Annotated in this window: 12 protein-coding genes; 3 read left to right on the top strand and 9 right to left on the bottom strand. The window is 64.5% G+C overall.

The features are described from left to right. Positions 1-27 precede the first annotated feature (27 nt). From C7I87_RS22400 to C7I87_RS35330, 6 genes are all read right to left on the bottom strand, one after another. Positions 28-906: an ABC transporter permease gene (locus C7I87_RS22400; protein ID WP_149906257.1), complete on the bottom strand. Its 879-nt coding sequence runs from the start codon at positions 904-906 to the stop codon at positions 28-30. Positions 907-917: 11 nt separating this feature from the next. Beyond that, positions 918-1727 (bottom strand): ABC transporter ATP-binding protein, encoded by an 810-nt coding sequence (locus C7I87_RS22395; protein ID WP_149906256.1) that lies wholly within the window; start codon positions 1725-1727, stop codon positions 918-920. A gap of 107 nt (positions 1728-1834) precedes the next feature. Then, entirely contained in the window at positions 1835-2839 is a 1005-nt protein-coding gene (locus C7I87_RS22390; protein ID WP_246696354.1) for an ABC transporter substrate-binding protein, read from the bottom strand. A 173-nt stretch (positions 2840-3012) separates the two neighbouring features. After that, complete coding sequence (gene dapB / locus C7I87_RS22385) at positions 3013-3795, bottom strand: 4-hydroxy-tetrahydrodipicolinate reductase (RefSeq protein ID WP_149906254.1); 783 nt, start codon at positions 3793-3795, stop codon at positions 3013-3015. 8 nt (positions 3796-3803) lie between these two features. Then, the gene (locus tag C7I87_RS22380) at positions 3804-5897 is read right to left on the bottom strand and encodes an ATP-dependent helicase (RefSeq protein ID WP_149906253.1); all 2094 of its coding nucleotides are present in this window, start codon (positions 5895-5897) and stop codon (positions 3804-3806) included. Positions 5898-5968: 71 nt separating this feature from the next. Then, positions 5969-6142 (bottom strand): hypothetical protein, encoded by a 174-nt coding sequence (locus tag C7I87_RS35330; RefSeq protein ID WP_188393941.1) that lies wholly within the window; start codon positions 6140-6142, stop codon positions 5969-5971. On the opposite strand from C7I87_RS35330, the gene C7I87_RS35325 reads away from it, so the two are divergent. Further along, positions 6141-6512: a hypothetical protein gene (locus C7I87_RS35325; protein WP_188393940.1), complete on the top strand. Its 372-nt coding sequence runs from the start codon at positions 6141-6143 to the stop codon at positions 6510-6512. The two genes, C7I87_RS35330 and C7I87_RS35325, sit on opposite strands and share 2 nt — an antisense overlap. Before the next feature lie 274 nt (positions 6513-6786). On the opposite strand, the gene C7I87_RS22370 is transcribed toward C7I87_RS35325, so the two are convergent. Genes C7I87_RS22370 through C7I87_RS22360 form a run of 3 tightly spaced genes read right to left on the bottom strand, consistent with a single transcriptional unit; the run spans position 6787 to position 10392 of the window. After that, positions 6787-7947 carry a M20 aminoacylase family protein gene (locus C7I87_RS22370; RefSeq protein ID WP_149906251.1) on the bottom strand — a complete coding sequence of 387 codons (1161 nt, stop codon included), beginning with the start codon at positions 7945-7947 and terminating at the stop codon, positions 6787-6789. Beyond that, a complete protein-coding gene (locus C7I87_RS22365; protein ID WP_149906250.1) occupies positions 7940-9187 on the bottom strand; it encodes a Zn-dependent hydrolase in 1248 nt (415 codons plus the stop codon). Before C7I87_RS22365 ends, C7I87_RS22370 begins: the two co-directional genes overlap by 8 nt. Then, positions 9184-10392 (bottom strand): diaminopropionate ammonia-lyase, encoded by a 1209-nt coding sequence (locus C7I87_RS22360; protein WP_149906249.1) that lies wholly within the window; start codon positions 10390-10392, stop codon positions 9184-9186. The genes C7I87_RS22365 and C7I87_RS22360 overlap by 4 nt, the downstream gene beginning before the upstream one ends. Before the next feature lie 108 nt (positions 10393-10500). On the opposite strand from C7I87_RS22360, the gene C7I87_RS22355 reads away from it, so the two are divergent. Beyond that, on the top strand, positions 10501-10980 hold the full coding sequence (locus tag C7I87_RS22355; protein WP_149906248.1) for an Lrp/AsnC family transcriptional regulator: 480 nt from the start codon (positions 10501-10503) through the stop codon (positions 10978-10980). 28 nt (positions 10981-11008) lie between these two features. Continuing rightward, positions 11009-12184: a flavin-containing monooxygenase gene (locus C7I87_RS22350; RefSeq protein WP_246696350.1), complete on the top strand. Its 1176-nt coding sequence runs from the start codon at positions 11009-11011 to the stop codon at positions 12182-12184. Positions 12185-12200 lie beyond the last annotated feature (16 nt).

Below are 12200 nucleotides of genomic sequence, written 5' to 3'. Positions count from 1 at the left end.
CTAAGGGCCCTGCCCGGTCGGATCTGCTTACTGCGTCTCGTGCAGCGGCTGCGGACGCCATTTCGCCAGCCGGTTCTCGACCATGGTCATCAGATATTCCGCGCCCAGCGCCACCACCATGATGATGACGATCGCCGCATACATGCCTGCGGCATCGAACGAGCCCTTGGCGATGTTGATCAAGAGCCCGATACCGTAGCGTGAGCCGACGAACTCGCCAACGATGGCGCCGATGATGGCGAAGCCGAAGCTGACGTGCAGGCTGGCGAAGATCCAGCTCATCGCCGACGGCACGATCACCGAGCGGGTCAGCTGCCAGTCGGAGGCGCCGAGGATACGGGCATTGGCAATCATCGCACGGTCTGCCTCGCGCACGCCCTGGAAGGCGTTGTGGAAGACGACGAAGAACACCATGACGAAGGCCAGTGCCACTTTCGAAGCAAGGCCAAGGCCGAGGATCATGATGAAGATCGGCGCCAGCACCACGCGAGGGATGGAGTTGATCACCTTGATGTAAATGGAAAAAATATCGGCGGCCATGCGGTTGCGGCCAAGCGCGACGCCGATGATGATGCCGGCAACCGAGCCTGTGACGAAGCCGAGGACAGACTCCTCCATCGTGACATAGAGATGGTACCAGAGCGGCCCTTCGGACGTGCCTTCCGTCATCCACTCATAGAGCCTCTGCGCGATCGCACTTGGCGTGGCGTAGAAGAACGGATCGATCCAGGCCTTGCGCCCGGCGATTTCCCAGGCGGCGAGGAAGACGATGAGGATGGCATACCGCCAGAAGATCACCGTGCGGCGGCGATGCTGCGCGGCCTTGGCGGCGGCGGCTTCTATTTCGGCGTCCGAGGTTCCCGGCTTGAAGCTTCCTGCCCTGATGTCGATGGCGGCATCGGTCATTATATCCTCCCTCACGCGGCAGCGCGTGCATAGCTGGTCTCGACCTCTTCCTTGAGATCGGCCCAGATAGTGCGCGAATAGTCGATGAAGCTTTGCTCGTAGCGGATGTCGGCGACGACGCGCGGGCGCGGCAGGTCGATGGTGTAGACCGACTTCACCGTCGCCGGCCCGGCGGTCAGCACATAGACTTTGTCGGCCAGCGCTATTGCTTCCTCCAGGTCATGGGTGACGAAAACGACCGAGGCCCTGGCTTCGGACCACAGACGCAGCAGTTCCTCGTGCATGAGAACACGCGTCTGCACGTCGAGCGCGGAAAAAGGCTCGTCCATCAGCAGGATCTCGGGACCATTGATGAAGGTCTGCGCCAGTGCCACGCGCTTGCGCATGCCGCCGGAGAGCTGGTGCGGATAGTGATGTTCGAACCGCGCCAGGCCGACGCGCGCAAGCCAGTCGCGCGCCGCCGCCGTCGCTTCTGCCTTGGCCTTGCCACGGAAGAGCGGCCCGGCCATGACGTTCTCGATCACCGTGCGCCATGGAAACAGCGCGTCGCTTTGAAAGACGAAGCCGATGCGGGAATCGATGCCCTTGACGGGTGCGCCCATGACCCTGACCTCGCCCGCGCTTGGGCTCGCCAATCCGGTGACGAGGTTGAGTGTGGTGGACTTTCCGCAGCCGGTCGGGCCGACAACGGCGACGAATTCGCCCCGCTCGACGGTCATGGTGAAATCACGGATCGCGGTCAGCGACTTGCCGGTGGGTGACAGGAAGCGGCGGCTGACATTGATCAGCTCAATTGCCGGTGCGCTTTTTTCTTGTGCCATGCTGGGCTACTCCGGGTTCGAACGAAGACTGCCGTCGGCCAGGGCCGCCGGGCGTGAAAAACCAGACGACTGCCGGCACGATGCGGTGCATCGCGCCGGCAGACGGGTCACTTCGCGTTCTTGACGAATTCCGTCGTATAGGTCTTCGACAGGTCGATCTGCTTGCCTTGCAGTTCCTTCTTGAAGGCCGACAGCACAGTCAGCACCGTCTCGGGGCCGCCCTCGGGCATTATGCCGTCGGCGGTGAACATCGCCTTGCCGGCATCGAGGGCCTTCACATAACCTTCCTTGTCGCCGACATAGTAGTCCTTCGGCATCTTGTCGGCGATTTCAGCGCCGCTATGGCTATTGATGAACTTCTGCGTCTTGACGAAAGCATTGGCCAGCTTCTGCACCACATCCTTGTGGGCCTCGACCCAGTCCGTCTGCATGTAGAGAGAGGCGGCCGGGTATGTGCCGCCGAGCGCGGCCTTGGTGCCTTCCAACGTACGCATGTCTATAAGGACTTTGGCTTCACCCGTCTTGAGTAGTCGGGTGATGGTCGGTTCGGTCGTCATGCCCGCCTGGATCTTGTCCTGCTGCATCGCAGCGATGAACGTATCCCCGGCGCCGACGGGGATTGAGGTGAATTCACCCAGCTTCAGGCCGTTCTTCACGGCAAGGTATTCCGTCAGGAAGTTTGTCGAGGAGCCGAGGCCGGTGACACCGAGGTTCATGCCCTTGAAATCGGCCGGCGACTTGATCTCGGGATGCTTCGTCGAAACCAGTTCGACCTCGCCGGGCGCCTGGCTGAACTGGACAATGGACTCGACGAATTTGCCTTTGGCCTGCAGGTCGATGCAATGGTCGTAGAAGCCGACAACGCCTTGCACGGCGCCGGCCAGCATCTCGTTTTCGGCATCGACGCCGGCCGGTTCGTTCAGCAACTCGACGTCGAGGCCCTCGTCCTTGAAGTAGCCCAGGGCTTCGGTGAGCTTGGCAGGCAGATAGATCTGCTTTTCGTAGCCACCCACCATGATGGAAATCTTTTCGTCGGCCGCCGATGCCACTGTGGCGCCCGTGGCGGTGATGGCAAGCGTCAAGGCAGCCGTGCGCAAGGCACACTTCGAGATGAAACCGGTCACAAAAACTTCCTCCATTTGGGCGACGCGCTGTGAAGCCGCGCCGCATTCCTCCCTCGCCGACCGTCGCGGGCCGGACATGCGGTGACACCGCAAAACTGTCATGACATGCCCAAGCTTTCAGCTGGCTTTCAGCGGCGAGACAAAAAAATTGGTTCGCAGCGTCACGCCCGAGCGCCCTGCCCCAGCACGTCGCGCATGTCATATTCGCCGGGAGCACGGCCCGCCACCCAGAGTGCTGCGGCGATGGCGCCACGCGCAAACATGATACGGTCGCAGGCCGCATGCGACAGGGTGACGGTCTCGCCCTCGGCGCAGAAGCTGACGCTGTGCTCACCGACGATGCTGCCGCCCCGCGCCACCGCAAAGCCGATCTCGCCAGCCGGTCGCGCGCCGGCGTGGCCATCGCGGACGCGCCTGGCAACCGTGTCCAGTTCGACGCCGCGTCCGCCGGCGACGGCTTGGCCCAGCATCAGCGCCGTGCCCGATGGCGCATCGACCTTGTGGCGATGATGCGCCTCGAAAATCTCGGCATCCCAGTCCTGCGGGCCGAGTGCCCGCGCCGCCTGCCCGACCAATCCGACCAGCATGTTGAGCCCGAGCGAGAAGCTGCCGGACCGCACGATAGCGACGGTTTTCGCGGCGGCGGCGATGGTCGCCAGTTCGGCGGTATCGAAACCTGTCGAGCCAATCACCAGTGCTGGCCCGCCGCGCTCCGCACAGAAGCTGGCGAGATCGGCGGAAGCCGCCGGCGTGGTGAAGTCGATGACGACGTCGGCTGTGGCAAGCGCCTCGTCGCGGCTCATCAGCCCATCACCAGCACTGCCTGGCCGGTGAAAGCAGCCGGCAAGCACCAGGCGCGCATCGGCCTGCACGGCCTGCGCCATCTGGCGTCCCATGCGGCCGAGCGCGCCAGCGATGGCGATCCTGATCGGCGGCTGCGACACCGGCTCTGCTATTTCCACATGCCGCGCATGCGCGCGCCGATGTCGACGCGCACCTCCGGCCGGGGTGCCCTGCCTTGCGCCGCTTGCGCGGGCGGCCACGAAAGCTGCTGGAACGCGGCAAGGATGGAGGCCGGAATGAAACGCGTGCGCGAGGCATAGAGATGACGGTCACCGCGCGCCGCCTGGCCGTGCGGAAAGAAGCGCTGCGGCATGACCAGGTTGAGGCTGTCCTTGGCCCGTGTCATCGCCACGTAGAGCAGCCGGCGCTCCTCCTCGATGTCCTCCTTGGTGCCGACGCCGAGATCGGCGGGAATGCAGCCGTCGACCGTGTTGAGCACGAAGACGTTCTTCCACTCCTGGCCCTTGGCCGAATGGATGGTGGACAGGATCAGATAGTCCTCGTCGCGATGCGGCGGCCCGGCCTGGTCGCTGGTCGCGTCCGGCGGATCGAGCGTCAGCTCGGTCAGGAAGCGTTCGCGCGAGGCATAGCCCGACCCGATCTGCTCGAGTTGCAGCAGATCAGCCCGGCGCGTGATCGCATCTTCGTGGATGCGCTCCAGATGCGGTTCGTACCAGAGCCTGATCTGTTCGAGATCGGCCGGCCATTTGGCGCCGGCCCGCAAGCCGGAATAGAGCGACACAAAACCCGGCCAGTCGTCCGCGGCGCGCTGCGGCGGACGCCAGCCGGCCAGGCCCATCGCCTCGTCCAGCGCCGACGTCATGGCTTCGACGATCTGCGCGGCGGCGGAAGGGCCGATGCCCGGCAAGAGCTGCAGCACGCGAAAACCGGCGACACGGTCGCGTGGGTTTTCGGCAAAACGCAGTACCGCCAGCACATCCTTGACGTGGGCCGCATCGAGGAATTTCAGGCCACCGAACTTGACGAAAGGAATGTTGCGCCGCGTCAGTTCGATCTCCAGCGGCCCGCTGTGGTGCGAAGCACGAAACAGCACCGCCTGGGACTTCAGCGCGGTGCCGGCCTCGCGCTCCGCCAGGATGGTGTCGCAAACGAAGTTCGCTTGCTCGACCTCGTCGCGCACGGTCACGAGCCTTGGCTTGTCGGCGGACTTGCGTTCCGACCACAGGTTCTTGGTGAAGCGCTCCGAGGCTTCGCCGATGACCGCATTGGCAGCCGCCAGAATGGTCTCGGTCGAGCGATAATTGCGCTCCAGCATCACCACATCGGCGGTTTGCGCGAACTGCCCGGGGAAGTCGAGGATGTTGCGCACCTCGGCGGCCCGGAACGAATAGATCGACTGCGCGTCGTCACCGACCACCGTCAGCCCAGCGCCGTCGGGTTTCAGTGCAAGCAGGATCGACGCCTGCAGCCGGTTGGTGTCCTGGTATTCGTCGACCAGCACATGGTCGAAACGTCCGCCCAGATGCGTGGCGATTTCAGGCTCGGCCGTCATCTGCGCCCAATAGAGCAGCAGATCGTCGTAATCGAGCACGTTCTGCGCCTGCTTGGCCTCGACGTAACCGGCAAACAGTTGCTTGAGCTGCTCGGCCCAGCCGGCGCACCAGGGAAAAGCAGATCCCAGGACCTCACCAAGCGGCGCCTGCGCGTTGACGGCGCGCGAATAGATGGCAAGGCAGGTGCCTTTGGTCGGAAAGCGCGCTTCCGTCCTGGAGAAACCGAGTTCATGCCGCACGAGATTCATCAAATCGGCGGAATCCTCGCGATCATGGATGGTGAAGGCCGGATCGAGGCCGATCTCCAGCGCATAATCGCGCAACAGCCGCGCGCCGATGCCGTGAAAAGTGCCGGCCCAGGTCAGCGCATCCGTGATCACCGTGGCGTCGCGGCCGAGCACTTCACCGGCGATGCGCTCGACACGCCTTGCCATTTCGGATGCGGCGCGCCGCGAAAACGTCATCAGCAGGATGCGGCGCGGGTCGGCTCCCTTGACAATCAGATGGGCGACGCGGTGCGCCAGCGTGTTGGTCTTGCCGGAGCCGGCGCCGGCAATGACCAGCAGCGGGCCTGCAATCTTGCCGTCGCCATGTTCGACGGCCTGACGCTGCGCGTCGTTCAGCCGGGCGAGATAGGCCGGCTGGACGGTCGAGTCCAAAAAGGTCGAATCATGGGCGGCAAGGTTCATCGCCCATCAAGCATCGTTTCCGCTTTGTTCGCAACAGAGAAGCAGCTCCGCCATTCGGTGGAACAGGAAGGTCAGCGTTTCGGGTCAACGCCCATCGCCGCCGACTGCCGGCGCAGCGCCTCGCGGTCGTTCGCGGGCGCCGGCAGCAAGAGCGGATCGACAGTGTCGGGTACCTCGTCGATCATCTTGCGGGCGAGACGGTAAGTGACAAGGGCCAGCGTACCAACCAGAAGCAAACGGATCATGTCGACGGTCCTCCTTCGCTGGGTCAACCTGAGGCTGGGCGTTTTGTTCCCTCGGCGCAATCGCAGCAATCAAACCGGCGCGCTTCGTTCCGAGATTGGAAGAGGTGGCGAGAAAAAAGCTGGGAACGATCCTCGCGCTGGTGTCCTGCGCAAGACGATTGCGTCTTCAACGCGTCGCCGCGATGCATTCCTCGAGGCGCTCGAGGCGAAACTTGGCATTGCGCAGTTCATGGCCTGCGTCCTGGCGCAGCTGTCGTGTTTCGGCCGAGGCAGCGGTCAAGTTTCGTTCGAGTTCCGCGATACGCACGCGCACCCGCCGCGCTTCGTCCTGACGCAACGCCTTTATCCAGCTCCGCCCGCGCATCTATGAACCCGCAGCACACCAAAAGCCTGCCGCAGTCATGACGGCAAAACCCTAACTTCCGCCAAGCGCGAGCATTCTAAATTTAACGAAAGCTAATTTAGCGCGAGGAAGAAGGCCGGCGCCGCTTGGGAGGTAATCTGATAGCGCCGGCCAGGCGGATATCAGGTCCGCCGCATGACGGAGGCTAGCTGAGTCTTGCCGCAGCGTCATGCGAGATCAAGGATTTCGACCCTTTCCGGGCTTTTTCCCCCGGTAAAATGCCGCGAAAAGCCCCGGGGTTTCAAGTCCCAAGCCGCTGCCTGGCGATGGCGACATGGAAATCGACGCCGAACAGCAGCCCATCATCGTTGAAGTCGTAGCCGGAATTGTGAAGCGGTGCCGAGACCTCGCCGTTGCCGAGGAAGACGAAGCAGCCCGGCACGTGGTCGAGAAAGCGGGCGAAATCCTCCGACGCCGTCCTCGGCTCGCGGGCGACCGCGATATTGCCGGGCTCGAAAACGGTCCTGGCGGCGGCGAAAGCCGCATCGACCAGTTCGGCATCGTTGCGCAACGGCACGAACTCCCTGGTGTAGTTGACCTCGGCGGTGACATTGTAGGCGGCAGCGATGCCTTCGGCGATGATGCGCATCTGGCGTTCGATCTCGGCGCTGACCTCGGGGCGGAAGCTGCGCGCGTCGCCGAGGATGCGGGCAAGGCCCGGCAGTGCGTTGCGGGTGCCGTCGGTGATCAATTCGGTCACCGAAACCACGGAAATGTCCGCCGGGCTCAGCCGGCGCGAGACGATGGTTTGCAGGTTGGTGACCAGCGCACAGGCGGCGACCAACGTTTCCTGACCCGAATGCGGCCGCGCCGCGTGGCCGCGCAGCCCGCTGAGCACGATCTCGAAGATATCCTCGGCCGACATGACCGGACCGGCGCGGGTTTCGAAATGCCCGATGGGCAGGCCCGGCACGTTGTGCAGGCCGAAGATCTCGTCGAAGGGAAAGCGCTGCATCAGGCCATCGTCGAGCATCGCCAACGCGCCTTTTCCCCATTCCTCCGCCGGCTGGAAGATGAAGCGCACGGTGCCGTCGAAACCGCCCTCCCCGGCCAGAAGCTTGGCCGCACCCAGCAGCATCGCCGTGTGGCCGTCATGGCCGCAGGCATGCATGAGACCGGGATTGCCGGAGCGGTATGGCAGGGTCGATTGCTCCGATATGCGCAGCGCATCCATGTCGGCCCGCAGCGCGATGGCGCGGTTGCCGCTGCCGCGCTTCAAAGTGCCGACGACGCCGGTGCCGCCGACACCCTCGGCGACATCGTCCAGGCCGAATTCGCGCAACTTGGCCGCGACGAAGGCCGCCGTGCGCTTCTCCTCGAAGCCGAATTCGGGGTGCGCGTGCAGATCGCGCCGCCATCCGGTCATCTCCAGCTTCAGCGCGTCGCGGTCGATTTCAGCCATTGCCTGATATCTCCTGATCCACAAGGCGGCCGACGACATCAAGCAGGATGTTGGCGCCGGCGACAAGCTCGGCATCCGCGGTATGTTCGCGCGGATTGTGGCTGATGCCGCCGGCGCTCGGCACGAAAATCATCGCCGCGGGCGCAAGGCGCGCCATCATCTGCGCATCGTGGCCGGCGCCTGAGGTCATGCGCTTCGACGCAAGTCCGCGTTGCTTCGCGGCAGCCTCGATCAGTTCGACGATGCGGCTGTCGAAGATCACCGGCTCGAAGCGGGCCAGCCGCTCGACCGAGATCACGACGCCATCGGCGGCCGCGCATTCTTCAAGAAATGCGGCGAGTGCCGCTTCCTCCGCTTGCAGGCGATCCTCGAAAGGGTCGCGCAGGTCGACGGTGAAGACAGCGCGCGAGGGAATGACATTGATGGCGTTTGGCTCGAAGCGCATCGTGCCGACGGTTGCAACGGTCGGCGTGTTCGAAGCTTTGGCACGGTCGTGCAGGAACGTGACGACACGCGCAGCCGCATAGCCGGCGTCATTGCGCATCGACATCGGCGTGGTGCCGGCATGGTTGGCGACGCCGTCTATGGTGATGCGCTGCCAGGAGATGCCTTGCAGGTTCTCCACAGCACCGATCGGCACGCCTTCGCGTTCCAGGACCGGGCCTTGCTCGATATGCAGTTCGAGATAGACATGCGGCTTGAGGAAGCCCGGCTCCTCGTCGCCGGCATAACCGATGCGGGCCAGTTCCTCTCCCAGCACGCTGCCGTCGGTGCCGACGGCCGCCAGCGCCTCGTCGATACCGACGCCGCCCGCATGGACCAGTGAACCCATCATATCGGGGGAATAGCGCACCCCTTCCTCATTGGTGAAGGCGGCGACCGCGAGCGGGCGCGACGGAACAAGACCCGACGCCTTCAGCGTTTCGATCACCTCCAGCCCGGCGAGCACGCCATAGCAGCCGTCATAAATGCCGGCGTCGATGACGGTGTCGATATGCGAGCCGATGAGGATCGGCGCATGGCCAGCATTCTCCGGCACCTGCCAGATGCCGAAGATGTTGCCCATGCGATCGACGGCGATTTCGAGACCGGCCTCGCGCAGCCAGCCGACCAAGCGGTCGCGACCCAGCCTGTCAGCATCGGAGGCTGCCAGCCGCACCAGCCTGCCCTCGCCATCACGACCGATGCCGCCGAGCTCACGGATGCGGCCAAGCAGCCTTTGCGCGTCGATCGAGGTCATGGCGTCGCTCCAGAAAGCATCTTGCCGGCAAGCACATCCGCCGGGTTCATGCCGACGAGTTCGGCATAGCGGCGGGGATCGGTCGCGCCTTCGGTGTTGACGACCAGCACGCGCGAAGTGGTGTCGAGGCTAAGCTCAGTCCGGTGATCGGCCATAGCCCGGATCAGCCCGGCAAGGCCGACCCCGCCGCTTTCACCGGCGACGATGGCCGGATCGTTGCCGGCCGGGCGTGCCAGCCGCCGCATCACGGCGACGGCGTCGTCCTCCTCCACCGTCATGAAGGCGTCGGCGACACGCGCCAGCACCCGCCAGGCGACCGGCGAAGCCTCGTAGCATTCGAGCATCGCCATGACCGTCGCCTCGTCATGCGCGATCTTGACCGGATGCCCGGCCTTGGCGGCACCGAAAACGCAGGCGGCACGGGCGGGTTCCACCACCGTGAAAACCGGCCTGGCTTCGCCAAGCACGATGGCGAGATGGCCGGCGATCGCCGCCGCGATGCCGCCGACGCCGGCCTGCACGAAGACATGGGTCGGCGGTTCGGAGAGCTGGCGCAGCGCCTCGCGCACGATCGCCGTGTAGCCCTGCATGACGAGGCCCGGAATGCGTTCGTAGCCCCGCCATGAGGTATCGGAAACCACCGTCCAGCCTTTCTCGGCAGCGGTCTGCGCGGCCTGCCTGACCGAATCGTCGTAATTGCCATCGACGCGGAACATCTCGGCGCCATAGCGGGCGATGGCCGCGACGCGCTCGTCGCTGACGCCGGCATGGACAAAGATCGCCGCCTTGGCACCGACAAGCTCGGCGCCTTGTGCGACGGATCGGCCATGATTGCCGTCGGTGGCGCAAGCAACCGTCATGGTCGCGGCAACCGACCGGACTTCAGGCCGATCGAGATCGCCGATATCGACGGGGCGGCCGAGCCGCTTGGTGGCCTCCTCCAGGACCAGGCGGAAGACCGCATAGGCGCCGCCCAGCGCCTTGAAGCTGCCGAGGCCGAGGCGAAAACCCTCATCCTTGACATGGACCGCAGCCAGACCGAGTTCGCCAGCCAGCGCCGGCAGCGCGTGCAGCGGGGTTGTCCGGTGATTGTCACGACGGGCAAGGAAACGCTCGACCGTGTCCGCCCCGGCAATGCCGAGGGTTTCGGCATCGGCAGCGTCCAGCGGCCGGCGATGCAAGGCATTGCGATTGGGCAGGAACATCGACGGTTTCCTCCTCGGCGTCGTCCGAGAGAAGATATTGCAGGATACGCGCAAAAAGCGCTGTAATTCGGCTTCCCAAATGCAAGTTTGTTTCGTCAGGATACGCCAGTGCCTCAGCCGCCCCCTTCACTCGACAGTTTCGATCTCGCCATCCTTGCCATCCTGCAGCGGGACAACACGACGCCGCAGCGCCTGATCGGCGAAGCGGTGAACCTGTCGGCCCCGGCCGTGCAGCGCCGCATCAAGCGCATGGAGCAGACCGGCGTCATTGCCGGCAATGTCGCAAACATCGACCCTGCGGCCGTCGGCCAGCCCATCACTATTTTCGTCGAGGTCGAGCTGGAGAGCGAACGCACCGAACTGATCGATGCGGCCAAGCGACAATTCTCGGCAGAGCCGCAGGTGCAGCAATGCTATTATGTCACCGGCGAGGCCGACTTTATCCTCGTCATCACGGTGGCTGACATGGGCGCCTACGAGGCGCTGACGCGAAAACTGTTCTTCGGCAGCAACAATGTGCGGAAGTTCCGCACCTTCGTCGCCATGGACCGTGTGAAGGTCGGATTGACCGTGCCGCTGCCTGGATGATCGGTGGCGCCACTGCCGGGTTTCTGACATGGTGCGCCGGCAAATGGCGGCGGAGGCGCGGTTGCGGGACAGCACCACGGTTGCGATCATCGGTGCGGGGCCGGCGGGCCTGGCGGTTGCGGCCTGCCTGCGGCAAGCCGGGCTGGATTTCGTCATGCTCGAAAAGGAGCAGCAGGCCGCGCCAGCCTGGCGGCGCCACTACGAGCGCGTGCATCTGCATACGACCAAGCGCTACTCGTCGCTGCCCTTCGTCCCGTTCCCCAGGGATTATCCACGCTATGTGCCGCGCCATCTCGTGGTCGAGTATCTCGACACTTACGCAAAACGTTTCGACCTCGAGCCCCGCTTCGGCGAAACGGTGCGGACGATCGCCCGGGAGGGCCGCGGCTGGCGGGTGGAATCGACGTCCGGTCCCTTACGCGCTTCGCATGTGGTGATCGCGTCCGGCTACAATGCAGAGCCCTTGCTGCCCAGATTCGCCGGCCTCGAAGCCTTCAAGGGCAAGACGCTGCACAGCGCCGACTATCGCAACGCCACGCCTTTTGCCGGTCAATCGGTGCTGATCATCGGCATGGGCAACACCGGTGCGGAGATCGCGCTCGATCTGGCTGAAGGCGGTGCCCGACCGACGATCTCGGTGCGCGACGGCGTTCACATCGTGCCGCGCGAATTGTTCGGCGTGCCGATCCAGATGGTCGGCATGGCGACACGGCTCGGGCCGCAGCGCATCAATGACGCCCAGTTCCCCATCATCCTCGATCTGGTGCTGGGCAGGCTGGAGAAATTTGGGCTCAGACGGCCGAAGCACGGATTGCTGCAGCAGATCGCCCTTTCGTCGCGCATTCCGGTGATCGATGTCGGTACCATCGGCAAGATCCGCGAAGGCGCGATCAAGGTGGCGCCCGACATCGCCGAGATTTCGGAACGCGGCGCCCGTTTTGCGGACGGCAGGCACGGCGAATTCGACACCATCCTCTTCGCCACCGGCTACCGGCCTGGCTATGCCAGGTTCCTCGAACCCGCCATCGAGCCGGGTCCCAGCGGCGTCAATGCGCGCGCCTCGGATCTCGGCCTCTACCTGGTCGGCTTTCACAACGCGGTCACCGGGTTGCTGCGCGAAATCGGCATCGAAGCCCAGGCGGTCGCAAACGACATCCGTCAGCGGCAAAACAGGAAAAAGGCGGTCGAAACCCTGCCGGTATGAAGTTGGGCCGCGCTCT

The organism is Mesorhizobium sp. SARCC-RB16n (assembly GCF_008520305.1).
In the GTDB taxonomy this organism is placed as follows: Bacteria; Pseudomonadota; Alphaproteobacteria; order Rhizobiales; family Rhizobiaceae; genus Mesorhizobium.
Note: the sequence above shows the minus strand (reverse complement) of the source record. Positions and strands in the feature narration are given on the sequence as shown.

Excerpts from the sequence above, each read along its gene's own strand:
- C7I87_RS22400 (WP_149906257.1), bottom strand. The coding sequence starts at position 906 with ATGACCGATGCCGCCATCGACATCAGGGCAGGAAGCTTCAAGCCGGGA.
- C7I87_RS22395 (WP_149906256.1), bottom strand. The coding sequence starts at position 1,727 with ATGGCACAAGAAAAAAGCGCACCGGCAATTGAGCTGATCAATGTCAGC.
- C7I87_RS22380 (WP_149906253.1), bottom strand. The coding sequence starts at position 5,897 with ATGAACCTTGCCGCCCATGATTCGACCTTTTTGGACTCGACCGTCCAG.
- C7I87_RS35325 (WP_188393940.1), top strand. The coding sequence starts at position 6,141 with ATGTCGACGGTCCTCCTTCGCTGGGTCAACCTGAGGCTGGGCGTTTTG.
- C7I87_RS35330 (WP_188393941.1), bottom strand. The coding sequence starts at position 6,142 with ATGATCCGTTTGCTTCTGGTTGGTACGCTGGCCCTTGTCACTTACCGT.
- C7I87_RS22370 (WP_149906251.1), bottom strand. The coding sequence starts at position 7,947 with ATGGCTGAAATCGACCGCGACGCGCTGAAGCTGGAGATGACCGGATGG.
- C7I87_RS22365 (WP_149906250.1), bottom strand. The coding sequence starts at position 9,187 with ATGACCTCGATCGACGCGCAAAGGCTGCTTGGCCGCATCCGTGAGCTC.
- C7I87_RS22360 (WP_149906249.1), bottom strand. The coding sequence starts at position 10,392 with ATGTTCCTGCCCAATCGCAATGCCTTGCATCGCCGGCCGCTGGACGCT.
- C7I87_RS22350 (WP_246696350.1), top strand. The coding sequence starts at position 11,009 with ATGGTGCGCCGGCAAATGGCGGCGGAGGCGCGGTTGCGGGACAGCACC.